This is a genomic window from Pantoea sp. ABR1s (assembly GCF_057812235.1).
On the sequence record NZ_CM173823.1, the window covers coordinates 1,460,801 to 1,478,381 of the forward strand.

Annotated in this window: 16 protein-coding genes; 6 read left to right on the plus strand and 10 right to left on the minus strand. The window is 50.9% G+C overall.

Going from position 1 to position 17,581, the window contains the following annotated elements:
* Nucleotides 1–12 precede the first annotated feature (12 nt).
* The 6 genes from gmd (at nt 13) to ACXKZD_RS06690 (ending at nt 8,360) form a co-directional block, all read left to right on the plus strand.
* A complete protein-coding gene (gene gmd / locus ACXKZD_RS06665) occupies nt 13–1,047 on the plus strand; it encodes a GDP-mannose 4,6-dehydratase (protein WP_324700753.1) in 1,035 nt (344 codons plus the stop codon).
* Between the two features lies 1 nt (nt 1,048).
* Nucleotides 1,049–1,951: a GDP-mannose 4,6-dehydratase gene (locus ACXKZD_RS06670; protein ID WP_324700882.1), complete on the plus strand. Its 903-nt coding sequence runs from the start codon at nt 1,049–1,051 to the stop codon at nt 1,949–1,951.
* A complete protein-coding gene (locus ACXKZD_RS06675; protein WP_488981957.1) occupies nt 1,927–3,093 on the plus strand; it encodes a glycosyltransferase family 4 protein in 1,167 nt (388 codons plus the stop codon). Before ACXKZD_RS06670 ends, ACXKZD_RS06675 begins: the two co-directional genes overlap by 25 nt.
* Nucleotides 3,090–4,205, plus strand: coding sequence for a glycosyltransferase family 4 protein (locus ACXKZD_RS06680; RefSeq protein WP_340278553.1), 1,116 nt, complete (start codon nt 3,090–3,092; stop codon nt 4,203–4,205). Before ACXKZD_RS06675 ends, ACXKZD_RS06680 begins: the two co-directional genes overlap by 4 nt.
* 135 nt (nt 4,206–4,340) lie before the next feature.
* The gene (gene gndA / locus ACXKZD_RS06685) at nt 4,341–5,750 is read left to right on the plus strand and encodes an NADP-dependent phosphogluconate dehydrogenase (RefSeq protein ID WP_010248093.1); all 1,410 of its coding nucleotides are present in this window, start codon (nt 4,341–4,343) and stop codon (nt 5,748–5,750) included.
* A 99-nt stretch (nt 5,751–5,849) separates the two neighbouring features.
* Nucleotides 5,850–8,360, plus strand: a complete 2,511-nt coding sequence (locus ACXKZD_RS06690; protein ID WP_488981958.1) for an acyltransferase family protein — start codon at nt 5,850–5,852, stop codon at nt 8,358–8,360.
* A gap of 234 nt (nt 8,361–8,594) precedes the next feature.
* Here ACXKZD_RS06690 and ACXKZD_RS06695 read toward each other — a convergent pair whose 3' ends face one another.
* From ACXKZD_RS06695 to hisD, 10 genes are all read right to left on the minus strand, one after another.
* A complete protein-coding gene (locus ACXKZD_RS06695) occupies nt 8,595–9,893 on the minus strand; it encodes a succinylglutamate desuccinylase/aspartoacylase family protein (protein WP_157352571.1) in 1,299 nt (432 codons plus the stop codon).
* A gap of 106 nt (nt 9,894–9,999) precedes the next feature.
* The gene (locus ACXKZD_RS06700; RefSeq protein WP_115758976.1) at nt 10,000–10,791 is read right to left on the minus strand and encodes an ABC transporter substrate-binding protein; all 792 of its coding nucleotides are present in this window, start codon (nt 10,789–10,791) and stop codon (nt 10,000–10,002) included.
* A 66-nt stretch (nt 10,792–10,857) separates the two neighbouring features.
* Entirely contained in the window at nt 10,858–11,334 is a 477-nt protein-coding gene (locus ACXKZD_RS06705; protein WP_163640044.1) for a YbaK/prolyl-tRNA synthetase associated domain-containing protein, read from the minus strand.
* A 115-nt stretch (nt 11,335–11,449) separates the two neighbouring features.
* A complete protein-coding gene (hisIE, locus tag ACXKZD_RS06710; protein ID WP_010670963.1) occupies nt 11,450–12,061 on the minus strand; it encodes a bifunctional phosphoribosyl-AMP cyclohydrolase/phosphoribosyl-ATP diphosphatase HisIE in 612 nt (203 codons plus the stop codon).
* Nucleotides 12,055–12,831, minus strand: a complete 777-nt coding sequence (gene hisF, locus ACXKZD_RS06715; protein WP_010670962.1) for an imidazole glycerol phosphate synthase subunit HisF — start codon at nt 12,829–12,831, stop codon at nt 12,055–12,057. Before hisF ends, hisIE begins: the two co-directional genes overlap by 7 nt.
* A complete protein-coding gene (gene hisA, locus ACXKZD_RS06720; protein ID WP_031591331.1) occupies nt 12,813–13,550 on the minus strand; it encodes a 1-(5-phosphoribosyl)-5-[(5-phosphoribosylamino)methylideneamino]imidazole-4-carboxamide isomerase in 738 nt (245 codons plus the stop codon). The genes hisF and hisA overlap by 19 nt, the downstream gene beginning before the upstream one ends.
* The gene (gene hisH / locus ACXKZD_RS06725) at nt 13,550–14,140 is read right to left on the minus strand and encodes an imidazole glycerol phosphate synthase subunit HisH (RefSeq protein ID WP_008926061.1); all 591 of its coding nucleotides are present in this window, start codon (nt 14,138–14,140) and stop codon (nt 13,550–13,552) included. The genes hisA and hisH overlap by 1 nt, the downstream gene beginning before the upstream one ends.
* Nucleotides 14,140–15,207, minus strand: coding sequence for a bifunctional histidinol-phosphatase/imidazoleglycerol-phosphate dehydratase HisB (hisB, locus tag ACXKZD_RS06730; protein WP_010670960.1), 1,068 nt, complete (start codon nt 15,205–15,207; stop codon nt 14,140–14,142). The genes hisH and hisB overlap by 1 nt, the downstream gene beginning before the upstream one ends.
* On the minus strand, nt 15,204–16,280 hold the full coding sequence (hisC, locus tag ACXKZD_RS06735; RefSeq protein WP_124890112.1) for a histidinol-phosphate transaminase: 1,077 nt from the start codon (nt 16,278–16,280) through the stop codon (nt 15,204–15,206). The genes hisB and hisC overlap by 4 nt, the downstream gene beginning before the upstream one ends.
* Nucleotides 16,277–17,581 (minus strand): histidinol dehydrogenase, encoded by a 1,305-nt coding sequence (gene hisD / locus ACXKZD_RS06740; protein WP_010670959.1) that lies wholly within the window; start codon nt 17,579–17,581, stop codon nt 16,277–16,279. Before hisD ends, hisC begins: the two co-directional genes overlap by 4 nt.

Genomic DNA, 17,581 nt, shown 5'->3' on the forward strand with positions numbered 1-17,581 from the left:
GTTATCTATAAAATGAAAAGTGCGGTTATTACGGGTATTACAGGTCAGGATGGTGCTTACCTGGCAGAGCTTCTATTGAATAAAGGCTATAAAGTTTACGGGACATATCGCCGTACAAGTTCAGTAAACTTTTGGCGAATCGATGAATTGGGAATCAAAAATCATCCTCAGCTGTATCTGGTTGAGTATGATCTGACGGATCTGTCTTCGAGTATTCGCTTACTACAGGAAAGTCAGGCAACAGAAGTTTATAACCTTGCCGCACAAAGCTTTGTAGGTGTTTCTTTTGACCAGCCACTGACTACTGCGGAAATTACCGGCATTGGTCCGGTGAACCTTCTTGAAGCGATTCGTATCGTTAACCCTAAGATTCGCTTTTATCAGGCCTCGACGTCGGAAATGTTTGGTAAAGTTCAGGCCATTCCACAAAAAGAAGACACTCCTTTCTATCCGCGCAGCCCCTATGGTGTTGCTAAGCTTTATGCACACTGGATGACCATCAACTATCGCGAAAGCTATAACATTTTTGCGTCCAGTGGCATTCTTTTTAACCACGAATCTCCATTGCGTGGTCAGGAATTTGTAACTCGAAAGATCACTGACTCAGTGGCTAAAATTAAGCTTGGCAAACTGGATGTGCTGGAATTGGGCAACATGGATGCCAAGCGCGATTGGGGCTTTGCTAAAGAGTATGTTGAAGGCATGTGGCTGATGCTTCAGGCTGATGAGCCCGACACCTTTGTTCTGGCAACAAATCGCACTGAAACGGTCCGTGACTTCGTTACGATGGCGTTTAAAGCTGCAGGTATCGAAGTGCGCTTTGAAGGCAAAAATGAGCAGGAATTTGCAATTGATGTCGCGACTGACAAAGTGGTAGTAAAAGTTAATCCAAAATTCTATCGTCCTGCCGAGGTTGAGTTGTTAATCGGTAATCCTGAACGAGCAAAAAATATTCTGGGCTGGGAGCCAAAAACCACCCTGGAAGCACTTTGCAGAATGATGGTTGAAGAAGATCTTCGCCGCAACAAACAAGGGTTTTCTTTCTGATATGACTCATGGCAAAAAAGCGTTGATCACTGGGATCAAAGGCTTTACTGGCCAATATATGGCAGCGGAACTTTCCGCTGCCGGATATGAAGTTTATGGCCTGGGCTCTACGCCTACAGAAAAGCACTCCCGCTACTTTCCGGCTGATCTGACCGATCACCAACAGGTAAAAGAGGTTATCGATCAGATTTCACCGGACGTTGTTGTCCACCTCGCCGCTATCGCATTTGTTGGTCATGCGGACGTCAAAGCGTTTTATGATGTAAATCTCTATGGCACCCGCAATCTTCTTCAGGCTCTTACTGAAACGCAGCACAAACCGCAATCTGTCCTTATCGCCAGTAGTGCCAACGTTTACGGCAATGCTACGCCAGGGCAATTGAGTGAAACCAGCCCTGTCAATCCCGCAAATGATTATGCAGTCAGTAAGTTAGCGATGGAATACATGGCGAAACTTTATACTGAAAGGCTGCCTCTCATTATTGCGCGCCCTTTTAATTATACGGGTTTAGGACAGGCAGATAATTTCTTAATACCGAAAATCGTTAAGCATTTTCGTGCTAAAGCCGAAAAAATTGAGTTGGGTAATATTGACGTATGGCGGGATTTTTCCGATGTCCGCTATCTGGTCCGCTGTTACGCAGAGTTGCTAAAGGCACCATCAACGGCCCAGATCGTCAATGTCGCTTCAGGTGAAATGTATTCTCTCCGGGAAATTATTGAACTTTGCAAAATGTTGACCGGCCATGAAATTGAAATTCAGGTTAATCCAAAATTTGTGCGGGCAAACGAGATTAAAGAGCTTTGTGGTGATATCACGTTGCTGCAGCAGCTCACGGGCAAGACTCTACAGAACATAACCCTGAGAGATACGTTGAAATGGATGTTGGAAGCGAAAGGCTAAAGGTCGTCTACTCAACAGACTGTATCCGGTATCCCCTTACAGGTATCGGTCGATACGCCTATGAACTGGCCAAAGAACTTCAACGGCCTGAGAGAAATCTTGAACTACTGTTCCTACACGGATTAAAAATTGGGCACTTGTTAACCGAACCTGCTGAATCAACACCTTCAGCACAATCTATAAAGCGGCATTTGAAAAACAGTAAACTTGTCAGTGACATTTATCGCCTGACGATCCCCACGATGAAATCTTTTTTGTTGAAAAAAAGAGAGGATGCCGTTTTTCATAGCCCTAATTATTATATTCCGTCTGGGGTTAGACGCAGTATTGCAACCTTCCACGATCTCTCTGTATTCCACTGGCCTCAGTTTCATCCCGCAGGAAGAGTGCATCTCCTGCAGAAAGAGCTAAAAAATACAGTTAATCGTGCAACTATGCTTATTACTGACTCAGAGTACACGAAAGGTGAAATCTCTGACTACTTTAACTATGATTCTGCGCGAATAATTGTTGCCCCTCTCGCCTGCAATAATGATTTCCATCCGCGAAAGGAATGTGATGTTAGGGCGGTGCTGAAACAATATCAGCTGAAATGGCGCAAATTTTTTCTTTATACCGGAACTATTGAGCCACGGAAAAATATTATCACCCTGCTTCGCGCCTATGACAAACTCACCCTGCAAGAAAAACTAGAATACCCTCTGGTTATTAGCGGGTATAAAGGATGGGAGAATGAAGCGCTTTTTACTCTTTTCGATAAGGGAAAAAGTGAAGGCTGGCTTACTTATCTGGGATATGTTTCTGGTAAAGATCTCCCTTTACTGTATAGCGCCGCTACCTGTTTTGTTTTTCCATCAATCTATGAAGGTTTTGGTTTACCTGTTCTGGAAGCAATGGCTTCGGGAACGCCCGTGATCTGTTCTAATGCCACTTCATTGCCAGAGGTGGTCGGAAATGCTGCACTCATGCACGATCCTGAAGATGTCGATGCGCTTACGGGTTATATTAAAAGCATGATTTATGATGATGCTCAGTATCATTCGATGATCGACCGTGGTATTAACCAGTCTGGTCTTTTTTCATGGTCCCACTGCGCTGATAAAACGATTGAAGCCTATGAACAGGTTGCTAATTTTTTATGATAAAAGTTCTACATTGTTATAAAACCTACTATCCAGATACATTTGGCGGCATTGAACAAGTTATTTATCAACTTGCAGAAGGCGGGGCTAAGCAGGGAACTGAGTCCACTGTATTTGTTCATAGTCCCGATTTCGAAGCAAAAGTAACTATGCTGGATGGACACCATATTAATCGGGTCAAAACGCTGTGTGAAGTTGCTTCAACGCCTTTTTCTTTTGCAGCCATTAAAGAATTTAAAAGTTTAGCGGAAAATGCGGATATTGTTCATTATCATTTCCCCTATCCTTTTATGGATTTTATGCACTTCGCATCAGCGATCAAAAAGCCTTCAGTCGTAAGCTACCACTCTGATATTGTTAAACAGAAAGTGTTGCTAAGGCTCTACACTCCATTGATGAACCGCTTTCTCTCCAGTGTAGACCGTATCGTTGCCGCGTCGCCAAACTATGTTGAAAGTAGCCCGGTCCTGCAGCAGTTCAAAGATAAAGTTGAAGTTATTCCTTACGGTCTTGATAAACAGTTTTATCAGAATAACGATCCTGCCGTTCTGCAAAAATGGCAGGCAAGATTTCCGGATGGCTTCTTTCTCTTTATTGGAACGTTTCGCTATTACAAAGGGCTGCATATCTTAATCGAGGCGGCAAAGAACAGCCATTATCCAATCGTTGTGGTTGGTGCAGGACCTATTGAGGCTGAGCTGAAATCGCAGGCGCAGCAGTTAGGCGTGAACAATATCCATTTCCTGGGTGCGCTGGAAGACAGCGAAAAATCTGCCTTGCTACAGTTATGTACCTGTCTGGTTTTCCCGTCTCATTTACGTTCAGAAGCATTCGGTATCTCTTTACTGGAAGGTGCTCTCTATTCAAAACCACTAATCTCCAGCGAGATCGGAACGGGAACAACCTTTATTAATATTGATAGGGTCACAGGATTAGTCGTGCCTCCATCCGATCCCGCAGCATTACGACGGGCGATGGATGAAATCTGGCAGAACCCCGAGCTGGCAACGACCTATGGTGCTGCGGCGCTAGCACGCTTTGAAGCCCTTTTCACAGCAGATAGAATGATTCAAAGCTATACCAAGCTTTATAAATCCTTGTTAAGTGTGTGATTTATTTTCAGATAATTTCATCTGCACGACCGCACCATTCATTACCTTTAATCCGCTATCCTGAGTTAACATACTGATCACTTACAAAGTGGTGTTACGAGTAACACCATGCGAGACCACAGACAGGAGTATGTAATGTCCAAGCAACAGATCGGCGTTGTAGGTATGGCAGTGATGGGCCGCAATTTGGCTCTTAACATTGAGAGCCGCGGTTACACTGTTTCTATCTTTAACCGTTCACGCGAAAAGACTGATGAAGTCATCGCCGAGAACCAGGGCAAGAAACTTGCTCCTTTTTACACCGTTGAAGAGTTTGTCGAATCGCTGGAAAAACCTCGTCGTATCCTGCTGATGGTTCAGGCGGGTGAAGCGACCGATAAGACAATCGCCTCCCTGACTCCACACCTGGATAAAGGCGACATCCTGATCGATGGCGGTAACACCTTCTATAAAGACACCATCCGTCGTAACAAAGAGCTTTCAGACCAGGGCTTCAACTTCATCGGTACCGGTGTTTCCGGTGGTGAAGAGGGCGCACTGAAAGGCCCATCTATCATGCCTGGCGGTCAGAAAGAAGCCTACGAGCTGGTTGCTCCTATTCTGGATAAAATTGCTGCACGCGCAGAAGATGGCGAAGCCTGTGTGGCTTACATCGGTCCGGACGGCGCGGGCCACTACGTGAAGATGGTTCACAACGGCATCGAGTATGGCGACATGCAGCTAATCGCTGAAGCCTATGCTCTGCTGAAAGGCGCGCTGGGTCTGAACAACGAAGAACTGGCTGAAACCTTCACCGAGTGGAATAACGGCGAGCTGAGCAGCTACCTGATCGACATCACCAAAGATATCTTCACCAAGAAAGACGAAGAAGGTAAATACCTGGTTGATGTGATTCTGGATGAAGCAGCGAACAAAGGTACCGGTAAATGGACCAGCCAGAGTTCACTGGATCTCGGCGAACCTCTGTCACTGATCACTGAGTCTGTGTTCGCTCGTTACCTCTCCTCGCTGAAAACCCAGCGTGTGGCAGCCTCTAAAGTACTGAGCGGTCCACAGGCGAAGGCCTTCACCGGTGACAAAGCGGAGTTCATCGAGAAAGTTCGTCGCGCTCTGTATCTGGGTAAAATCGTTTCTTATGCTCAGGGCTTCTCACAGCTGCGTGCCGCGTCAGAAGAGAACAACTGGGATCTGCATTACGGTGAAATCGCGAAGATCTTCCGCGCTGGCTGCATCATCCGTGCCCAGTTCCTGCAGAAGATTACTGATGCATATGCAGAAGATGCAGGCATCGCTAACCTGTTGCTGGCACCGTACTTCAAAGATATCGCTGATCAGTATCAGCAGGCGCTGCGTGATGTGGTTTCCTACGCGATTCAGAACGGTATCCCGACGCCAACCTTCTCTGCGGCGATCGCTTACTACGACAGCTACCGTTCAGAAGTGCTGCCTGCTAACCTGATTCAGGCGCAGCGTGACTACTTCGGTGCGCATACCTACAAGCGCATTGATAAAGACGGCGTATTCCATACTGAGTGGTTAGATTAACCGAAATCAGGTATTAAAAAACCCGGCTTTGCCGGGTTTTCTTTTGTCATAAATATTCTTTTAAAAAAATAAAAAATACTCTTAAAATGGTGTTGGCAAATGAATAATAAAATTACAGACAAGCATATTCCTTATCATCCATTTATCGATGGGTTACGTGCTCTTGCAGTATTATCTGTTGTGCTATTTCACTTGAATTCAAAACTATTACCTGGCGGTTTTGTAGGTGTAGACGTTTTTTTTATTATCTCGGGATTTATAGTCAGTGCTTCAGTTTCTGCTTTTAAGGGTGCGTCGATATTACAGTTTTTTGTAATATTTTATAGTAGAAGAATAAAGCGTATATTCCCTGCATTAATATTTATGCTGTTGATTGTTTTTACATTATCAACAGCATTTATTCCTGGATCTTGGCTAAGTTGGGTTAATCAGTCGACAGGCTTCTACGCCTTCTTTGGTTTCAGTAATTTCATTCTCGCTTCAACAGGAAGAGATTATTTTGCGCCAACTACTGATTTTAATCCTTTTACGCATACCTGGTCATTAGGAGTTGAGGAACAATTTTATCTTATATTTCCTTTTCTTTATATTTTTTGGCTCTCATCGAGTAAGAGATATATATCTTCTGTTATTTATTTAGTTTTAGGTGTGGCATCGCTTATACTCTCCTTTAACCTGTCTGCAACTCAACCTACTCAGGCTTACTATTTTACAACAAGTCGATTTTGGGAACTAGCGTCAGGGGTTCTTTTATATCAATTTATGACAACATTCAGACAGTATCTCGTTTCCCGCGAATGGGTAATCTGGTTAAAAAGAATAATTGGCATTGTCTCTCTAATCGGCCTGCTGGCATCTTTTATCATAACGGACACCAACCGTTTTCCAATGCCTGGTGCATTGCTCGCAACAATTAGTACGCTTGGTCTGTTTTTTAGCCTCTACTATGGTGTTGCGCTATCAAACGTCAACAGACTATTAAGTAATAAAGTTCTTACGTTTATCGGCAAGCTATCTTTTTCGCTCTATTTATGGCACTGGCCCGTATTTGTGCTTTTTCGCTGGACGTATGGCCTCGAAACCGTCTATCAACAATTATTAGCATTACTGATAACAGCATTGTTTTCACTTTTTTCATACTTTGTTATCGAAAAACCTGTTCGGGCCTCTCGCTTTATCGCTAAGAGAAATAATTGGGTGGTTTTATCGGCAGGATTTCTGGTTATAGTGACATCATATTTTTTTGCTGTGAAAATTGATGCTCACGTTGGAAATATTTCGCAAAGTGTATTAATTAAATCCCCGCAAGACTGGTATCCAGAGGGCAGTGGTGTTGTTGAGGGCTACCCAGGTTGCCAGGCAGAACCCGAACATGTTGATGTCAATGGCGCACTGTTACTGATTTACAAACCTAAAGGTTGTGATAATCCTGCTTCCCCAAATCCACATCAGATTTTTGTCATCGGAGATTCACATGCTTTGGCCTACTCTGGCTTATTCAAAAGCTTTGCCATTAAAACGCAGACCACCATTTATGCATACAATAATGGAGGATGTCCCTTCCTGAGCTTTACGCCCGAACGAGATATGGATATGCCTAGGTGCCAGCAGTATTCAGATTCATCACTTCAGGATATTGCTAAAAGGATAAAACCAGGTGATGTACTTTTCCTTGCTTCATTAAGATTACCCAGGTTTGTTGATCAGTGGGCCTACTTTGGTGACAGGCAACATGAAAATATACTTTTCAGTAACCATGCTGAAAAAGGGCGTGAGCGTACTGTAAGCTATGCAAAGTTAGCTTTAAAACCTTTTGTTGATAAAGGTGTATATATAGTATTTGAAGCGCCAAAACCACTGTTTAAAATTCCTGTGTATCGCTGTGCTGATTGGTTTAATAAAAACAATCCAATTTGTAAGGGGGGAGATTTAATTTCACGTAGAGTAATTGAACGAAACCGTGCACCGATATTGTCTAGTTATACTGAACTCAGTAAAAGTGTCCCGTTAGATGTCTGGGATCCCCTCCCGGTTTTATGTGATAAAACTTCATGTAGCGCTTATAAAAATGGAAGGCCACTTTTTTTTGATGGCGACCATTTAAGCGGTTATGGCAATAAAATATTACTGCCCTCTTTCTCAAGTTTCCTTAACTCACTTGAAAGCGGACGCCGTAGTGAAATGGTTTTATCTGAAAAGAGAATAAACATTGATTTTACTCAGTCAAGTTACCCCAATTATATAGCAGAAGTTGATGGGCTTTCACAGCATGAAGCCTGGGGACGCTGGTCTGATCAAAATGAAGCTGAAGAGGTGTTAATTAGGTTCAAAGGAAATTTGCCTAAGCATTTTATTCTTACCATTAAAGGTCATGCTTTTGGGCCTAATGTAAGCAACAGTATAGCAATCTCCTATGCGGGCTTAAGGCGTGATTTTAAGTTGAATGAAGATGATTCAGTACAGTCCATTGAGTTCAATTCAAATATCAGTTCAAATGAAATTATTATTACCCCTCCAGCGCCAACAACTCCTCACTCTATAAATATTGGAGAAGATATGCGAAAGTTAGGTGTAGGTTTAGTTAGCTTGGATATCAGTGAAATAAAATAAAAAATCGACCAATGCTATTATAAGCCTTGACGTGTCGGGTTTATTTTACGGCCAATGTGTCGCCTTATGATCGGCTTGTTTTAATAAAGATGACCAGCGATAATTCTATGGTTGGTCACTTTATTATAATTGGTATAGTCTGGCAGTCAATTTCACGACGTTATCACTTTTCGTGTTTAATGATACAAGGTACCAGATAGCGTGATGAATTGACTCGCCAGACTATTGTGTTAACTACATCACCAGCAAATCCCCGCTCCGAATCTCTCGCTCACCTGCCAGCCTCACAACCAGCATGCCTGCCGTCGCAAACTTAGCCCAGTGTCTTGCATAGAGAATACCGCCATGTTCCGTCACCAGCGGGGTGATCTGGTCGGTTATCGGGTCAACAATCTCCGCCACCACTTCTCCCGGCCGAATCTTTGCGCCCAGCGGTTTACGATGCAGGATCAGACCGGATACCGGTGAGTGAATGTATTCGCAGCCCGCTAACGGCGTAGGTGGATTTTTCAGGGAAGGGGAGGCCGCCGCCGATCCTTCGCTGTGGCGCTCTTTGATGACGCCAGCTTCTCCAGGTGCTTCAGCGATATCTGGCACGTTTAAACCAATCGGGCCGTCATTGATAGCCACGATATCGTCTCCGCCCGCGCTCGCCGGGACCAGTTCGTCGCCACCGATCACGGGCGCAGCCACTTCCACGGAAATCGCTGGCTCGCTGTAGCTGATATAACCGCCTTCCTGTAGCGCTGAAATAATCGCCTCCGCGTCTTTCTCTGCCTGTTCAGGCGACACATCACGCACGCCACGCAACTCCAGCGTCACCGGCAGCAATCCCCGTGGCATCGGATAATCTTTGCCAAACCGTTCCGCCAGCGTCAGCCAGGGTTCGCAACAGGCTTCATCAAACGGCTCACCGCCAGAGATCTGCGCCAGCAGCTGCACCTCGCTGCCTAACCAGCGCGCCAGTGGCTCAATGTCCGGCCAGGCGTGCGGCGTGGTGTACAGGTGTGGCACGGCTTCCCAGTCACAGTGCAGATCAATCATCAGATCGGCCTGACTGGCCATGCGCATCAGCGTGTGGCGTTGCGCATCCAGTTCGGTTTTTGGCACGGTATCGCGATAGTGACGATCAATCGCCTCGCGGATCAGGCTCTTATTCTGTGTTTCACTCTGGGTCAGACTCTCAGCCAGCCCGGCCGCCAGGGTTGCGCCCAGTGACGGGAAACGGCGGTTGAAGTCCTGGCCAGAGAGTGTATGGAATCGGCCCAGATGGGTGCCATGCCAGTGCTGTCCCAGCGCCAGGGGATTGGCAACCGGTACCAGGGTAAAGGCGGCTTTAAGTTGACCGGCGGACTCCAGCGCCTGTAGTCGCTGCTTTAAAAACCACGCCACTGCCATACCGGGCAGTTCGTCGCCATGCAGCGCAGCCTGAATGTAGACCTGACGCTCGTTGTCTTCCGCGAAATGGAAACTGATGATTTCACGCTGGGTGCCTAAAGAGGCGCTTAACAGTGGATGATGTTGTTGATGCATACCGTGTTAATGTCCTTTAATCGGCAAAGGACGACAGCGCGCCGTCCCGAAATAGTTAGAGTATAGTGCCGGATCGCGGTGAGGATGAAAAAGGGCGACCGCGAGGTTAAGGCTGGATAGAGATATCCGTGGCGAAGTAGCGCTTCTGAATCTGGTCAAAGGTGCCATTCTTTTTGATTTCGACGAAGGCGTTATCCAGTGCGGTTTTCAGCTCGGTATCGCCTTTACGCAGGCCAATCGCCGTGCCGGGGCCGATGATCGGATCCTGTATAATCGGGCCAGCCAGTTCAAAATCTTTGCCCTGCGGATGCTTCAGGAAGCCGATGGCAGCCTGTGCCGCATCAGTGAATACCGCATCCAGTCGGCCTGAAACCAGATCGCTTTCAACCTGTGCCTGATCGCCATAAGGCACCACGGTCACACCGTGAGGCTGCCATTTCGCCAGCGCATAGCGCTCCTGAACCGTTCCCTGTTCTACGCCGACCGTTTTTCCTTTCAGGGATTCAGCGGTGGGCAATATGCCAGCACCTTTACGGGCAATCAGCTGGGTGTGGGTGTCATAGAGCGGCGCGGTGAAATCAATCTGCTTCAGGCGTTCTTCGGTAATGCCCATGTCGGAGAGAATGGCATCAAATTTACGCGCTTTAAGGGCCGGGATCATGCCGTCAAACTGGCTTTCAACCCAGACACATTTTGCCTGCATCTGAGTACAAAGCGCATTGCCCAGATCAATATCAAAGCCGACCAGCTTGCCCTGTGGCGTTTTCGATTCGAAGGGCGGATAGGTCGGATCGACCGCGAAACGCACCTGTTCGATTTTTGCCTGCGCGCCAAAAGCGCAGCCTGCCATAACCGCCACAGCCAGCGTCTGACGCAGGCGTTGAGTAAAAATGTTCATGATTTTGCTCTTATTCTGTCGTGATGAGTGATTATGCAGAGTATCGCCGGGCTGCCGGGATGGCAATTACTGCGTAATCTTCACCACGTCAGCCGCGCATAACGCGCGATAATCTTCGGTATTCAGGATCACTGAGCGTTCCAGCAGACCGGCGTTAAACGCGATCTCCGGATAACGTTCAAACAGCGCGGGGTCAACAACCAGTCTGAGGTCGGGATGAAAGCTGAACGGTGGTATCGCCCCGAATACGCAGCCGGTCAGCAGATCGGTTTCCGCCGGACTGGCGAGTGAGGCGCGTCTTCCTCCGACTGCTGCCGCGACTTTGCCCAGATCGGCCTGATGATCGGCAGGTAAAACCGCCAGTACATGCTGTTTAACGCCGTTGCCTTTCACATGACAGACCAGCGCTTTAGCACCCTGGCCGATTTTGGTGCCGCGTATCGCCGCGACCGCTTCACATTTACCGGTCGCCTCATGCTCCATCAGGCGATAGCGTGCCTGGTGCTGGTCGAGCAGGGCGATTAATTTCTCATGGGTGGTCACGGTTCTCTCCCTGAGGTTTGAGTTGCCGTCTTTGTGCCGGATGGACGTGAGGAATGAGCAGAAGACTGCTCAGAATCCGCATAAAAAACGAAATTCTGAGCAGCATATTGCACAGTTACTTATGGCGGTCACGCAGGTTGTTGATCACGGCGCGGAAGTCGAGATCCTGATCCTGCAACAGCACCATCAGGTGATAGACCAGGTCAGAAGCTTCGTTGGTGAGTTCATCCCGATCGTTGACCGTGGCGGCCAGCGCGGTTTCAACGCCTTCTTCCCCCACTTTCTGCGCGATGCGTTTGGTGCCGCTGGCGTAGAGTCGTGCGGTGTAGGAGCTTTCAGGATCGGCGGTTTTACGCGAGGCCAGCAACTGCTCAAGCTGATAGAGGAACGTCCACTCAGGGACCGCCGGTGAGAAGCAGCTGGTGGTGCCCAGATGGCAGGTCGGGCCAATAGGATCCGCCAGCACTAACAGGGTGTCATTGTCGCAGTCAGGCGTGATGCTCACGACCTGCAAAAAGTTGCCGGAGGTTTCGCCTTTGGTCCACAAGCGATTTTTGGTGCGGGAGAAAAAGGTGACCTTGCTTTCTGCCAGCGTTTTCTCCAGTGCGGCCGGGTTCATGTAGCCATGCATCAGCACTTCGCCTGAGACGAAGTGCTGGACAATGACCGGCATCATGCCCTGTGTTTTATCCCAGTCGAGAAGGGCCTGTTGTTGTTCAGTTAGCACGCGCGAATCTCCACTCCGTTGTCGATCAGAAAGCTCTTCAGCTCACCAATATTAATAATCTGCTTATGGAATACCGAGGCGGCTAAAGCACCATCCACGTTAGCTTCGGTAAACGCATCCAGGAAGTGCTGCATGGTGCCTGCGCCGCCAGAGGCGATGAGGGGCACGTTGCAGACTTCACGCATTTTCTTCAGCTGCACCAGGTCATAGCCGTTACGCACGCCATCCTGATTCATCATGTTCAGCACGATCTCGCCTGCGCCCAGCTTCTGCACTTCCTGCACCCACTCCAGCGTTTCCCACTGCGTCACGCGGGTGCGCGCTTCGTCGCCGGTATACTGATTCACCTGATATTTACCGCTGGCTTCATCAAACCAGGTATCGATCCCGACCACAATACACTGCACGCCAAAACGGTCCGCGAGGCGGGTGATCAGCGTGGGGTCGGCCAGCGCCGGCGAGTTAATCGAAATCTTATCTGCGCCAAACTCCAGAATGCGCGCTGCGTCTTCCGGGGTTTTAATGCCGCCCGCGACGCAGAACGGGATATCGATTACTTCCGCAACCCGCGATACCCAGCTTTTGTCGACGACCCGGCCATCGGATGAGGCGGTGATATCATAGAACACCAGCTCGTCGGCACCTTCGGCGGCATAGCGCTGCGCCAGCGGCACGATGTCGCCGATGATTTCGTGATTGCGAAACTGTACGCCTTTGACCACCTGGCCGTCACGTACGTCCAGGCAGGGAATTATCCGTTTTGCCAGCATGCGATCGCCTCCGAAACAGTGAATTTATCTTCCAGCAGCGCACGTCCGACAATCACGCCCTGAACGCCGCTGCCGCGCAGGGCGGCGATATCATTGAGGTCGCCAATGCCACCCGAGGACTGGAAAGCAATCGTCGGGAAGCGCGCCGTCACTTCCTGATAGAGCGCAACATTGGAGCCGCTCAGGGTGCCGTCGCGGGAAATGTCGGTGCACAGCACGTGCTTCAGGCCCACCTGCTGAAAGTCGGTAATCACCTCTTCCAGCGTGACACCCGCCGCTTCCTGCCAGCCACTGATTGCCACTTCTTTGCGGTTACTGGCATCAATGCGCACATCTAACGCAAGCACAATCGCCTCTGCGCCAAATTCCGCAAACCACCGTTTTACCTCTTCAGGCTGTTTCACCGCCGTGGAACCAACCACCACACGACTCGCTCCGGCTTCAAGCAGCGCATGAACATCGTCACGGCTGCGAATGCCGCCACCGACCTGCACCGTCACATCAACGCCATCCAGCAGGGTTTTCAATAGCGCGATCTGGCGTTTCGCCGGATCTTTCGCGCCGGTTAAATCCACCAGATGCAGCACGGTCGCGCCCTGGCGAACGTAATCCTGCAGACGTGGCAGCGGATCGCTGCCGTAATCGCGCTGCTGTCCATAATCGCCCTGATGCAGACGAACCACTTTGCCGTCAATTAAATCTAACGCGGGGATAATCATTACATCTCCAGGAAGTTTTTCAGCAGCTGCGCGCCCGCTTTGCCCGAGCGTTCCGGGTGGAACTGGACGCCAAAGAAGTTATCTTTCTGCACCGCGGCGGTGAAAGCTTCACCGTAGTGACACTGTGCGATGGTGCTGGCGTTGACCGGCATGGCATAGCTGTGGACGAAGTAGAAATAGCAGCCTTCGTCGATGCCACGGAACAGATGATTGCCCGCCTGCGCGGTAATCTGGTTCCAGCCCATGTGTGGCAGCGGCAGGCCGTGCGTGTCCATTAACGACACCGGCTCATCGATAATCCCCAGCGTCGGCACGCCGCCGTTTTCATCGCTGCCTCGACCCAGCAGCTGCATACCCAGGCAGATCCCCAGCACCGGCTGGGTACAGGCTTTGACCAGATCGATCAGGTCACGCTCTTCCAGCTGATTCATTGCCGCCTGCGCGGTGCCGACGCCGGGCAGAAACAGTTTATCGGCACGCAGCACCACATCGGGATCGCGGCTCACTTCCGGGGTGTAGCCCAGACGTTCAATCGCCCATTTCACCGACGACAGGTTGGCGCAACCGGTATCCATGATCACCACGTTCATCACAGCACTCCCTTCGAGCTCGGCAGCGTATTGCCCTCAACACGGATCGCCTGACGCAGCGTACGGCCAAAGGCTTTAAACAGGCTCTCGACGCGGTGATGGTCATTCTTGCCTTTGGTTTTAAGATGCAGGGTGCTCATCATGGCGTAGGAGAGTGAGCTGAAGAAGTGCTCGACCATCTCGGTGCTGAGGTCGCCCACGCGCTGATAGTTGAACTCCGCTTTGAACTCGATGTGCGGACGGCCGGAGATATCCAGCGCGCAGCGCGCCAGACATTCATCCATCGGCAGCACAAAACCGAAACGGCCAATGCCACGCTTGTCGCCCAGCGCCTTCAGCAGCGCTTCGCCCAGTGCCAGACCGGTATCTTCCACCGTGTGGTGATCGTCAATATAGAGATCGCCTTTCACTTCGATGTTCATGCGGAACCCGCCGTGTACGGCGATCTGGTCCAGCATGTGGTCGAAGAAACCCACGCCGGTATTAATCTTGCTGCCGCCTTCGCGATCCAGCCACAGTTCTACCCGCACCTGTGTCTCTTTGGTGTTGCGCTGCACCAGCGCATGGCGGTCACGCTGGGTCAGACGCTGCTGGATAGTCTGCCAGTTCTGGCCGTCAGCACCGTAGCGGATAGGCTGGATGCCCATGTTCTCCGCCAGCTGAACATCGGTCAGGCGATCGCCAATCACGTAGCTGTTGGCGGTATCCAGCGCGCCTTCGGCCAGCCAGGCTTCCACCATTCGGGTTTTTGGCTTGCGACAGTCGCAGTGATCGTCCGGCATGTGCGGGCAGATCAGCACATCGTCAAACGCAATGCCCTGCGAGGTCAGGATCTGCATCATCAGATTGTGCGGGCCATCGAAATCGGCCTGCGGGAAACCCGGGGTGCCAAGACCATCCTGGTTAGTGATCATGACCAGGCGATAACCGGCGGCCTGCAGTGCCAGCAGCGCCGGGATAACATCTGGCTCAAACGCCAGCTTATCCATGCGGTCCACCTGATAATCTTCAGGCGGCTCAGAGATTAACGTACCGTCGCGGTCAATAAAAAGGGTCTTCTGGCTCATGCTTGCTCCACAGAAAAGGCTTGCAGCGCGGCGATCACTCGTTCGCACTCTTCACGCGTGCCGATGGAGATGCGCAGGCATCCCGACAGGCCCGGATTTTTGTTCTGATCACGCAGGATAATGCCCTGATCCCATAAGGTTTTGAAGACTTTTGGTGAATCGGTAAAGCGCGCCAGCACATAGTTGGTTTCACTGGAGAAAACCTGCTCAACGCAGGCCAGCTGAGTCAGTTCAGCCTGCAGCCAGCTACGATTCTCATTCAGCTGTGCCACATGCTCACGCATCAGCGCAATTCCCTGGTCGCTCAGTGCCTGACCGGCGACATCGGCAACCGGTGTGGCCAGCGGGTAGGGCGCGATGACCTTCATCAGCAGGTCGATGACCGGCTTATTCGCCAGCGCAAAGCCGCAACGCAGGCCAGCCAGCGCAAAGGCTTTAGAAAGCGTACGCAGGATCACCAGATGCGGATAATCCTTCAGCCAGCCGGTCAGGGTCGCCTGCGGGCAGAACTCAATGTAGGCTTCATCTGCGACTACCAGCGCTTTACCGGCGGTCATTGCCAGCAGCTGACGGATGTCGTCCTGATTGATCAGGTTGCCGGTCGGGTTGTTCGGGCTGCAGAGGTAAACCACTTTGACGCCATCCAGCTGCTCTGCAATGGCAGGCAGGTTCAGCTGCCAGTCGGTCAGGGCCGGGACGGTGCGGTATTCAATACCGATGGTTTCGGCGCTGACGCTGTACATGCCATAGGTCGGTGGACAGAACAGAATCGCATCCTGACCCGGCTCACAGAAGGCACGCATGATCAGTTCGATGGCTTCATCTGCGCCACGGCTCACCAGCACCTGCTCCGGCGTTAAGCCTGCATAAGCCGCGTAGCGCTCAATCACCAGTTTAGGCTGACATTCCGGATAGCGGTTCAGCGTCTGCTGCGACAGCTCAAACGGCACTGGCAGCGGAAACTCGTTGGCATTGAGCCAGACATCTCCGTTGCCACCCAGACGACGCGCCGACATATAGGGCGTCAGGGCGCGCACATTGGCGCGCGCCAGCTGCTCAATATCCTGACTCATGCTTGCTCCTTCAGTGCGGCAACGCGCAGGGTGACGGCATTCTTATGGGCATCCAGCTGCTCGGCGGCGGCCAGGGTTTCAATGGTGGCGGCCAGGTTCAGGAAGCCCTGCGGCGTCAGCTCCTGCACCGTCATGCGTTTCTGGAAATCGGCCAGGCCCAGGCTGGAACAGGTCGAGGTGTAACCGTAGGTCGGTAACACGTGATTGGTGCCAGAGGCGTAATCGCCCGCGGACTCCGGCGACCAGTCGCCTAAAAATACCGAACCGGCGCTGGTGATCGACTCCACCAGATCGCGCGGCTGGCGCGTTTGCAGAATCAGGTGCTCCGGGCCGTAGAGATTAGAGATCGCGACACACTGCTCAAGGTCACGCGCCACGATCAGGCGGCTGCTTTCCAGCGCCTGACGCGCTGTGGCAGCCCGCGGCAACTGCGCCAGCTGCTGCTCAACCGCGACCGCGACCGCCTCGGCCAGCTTTAATGAAGGCGTCAGCAGAATCACCTGCGAGTCGGGACCATGCTCTGCCTGTGAAAGCAAATCAGACGCGACAAACGCGGGCGTGGCGCCTTCATCCGCAATCACCAGCACTTCAGAAGGACCCGCTGGCATATCAATCGCCGCGCCATCGAGTCGCTGACTTACCTGACGTTTCGCTTCTGTCACCCAGGCGTTGCCCGGGCCAAAAATCTTATCCACGCGTGGCACGGTTTCGGTGCCGAAGGCCATCGCGGCGATGGCCTGCGCGCCGCCTACCTGGAACACTTCTTCTACGCCGCACAGCTGGGCGGCATACAGGATCTCATCGGCAATCGGCGGCGGCGAACAGAGCACCACGCGGCCACAGCCAGCGATACGGGCCGGGGTCGCCAGCATCAGCACGGTGGAGAAGAGCGGGGCGGAACCACCAGGAATATAGAGTCCGACCGATTTTACCGGACGGGTAATCTGCTGGCAGCGTACGCCTGGCTGGGTTTCCACATCCACCGGCGGCAGGATCTGCGCGTTGTGGAAGGTTTCGATATTGCCCACCGCGACAGCCATCGCCTGCTTCAGCTCGTCACTCAGACGTAAGCTGGCCTCTGCGATTTGCTGCGCGGTAACACGCAGGTTATCCACCTGCGCTTTGTCGAAGCGGGCGCTGAACTGGCGCAGGGCATCATCACCGTTCAGCTTTACCTGCTCCAGCACATCGCGCACCGTCAGCGTCACGTTTTCAGAGGCGGCGATAGCAGGACGTAACAGCAGCGCCTGCTGCTGTTCGGGGGTACACTGCTGCCACTCAATCGGGGTAGAAAAGGCCAT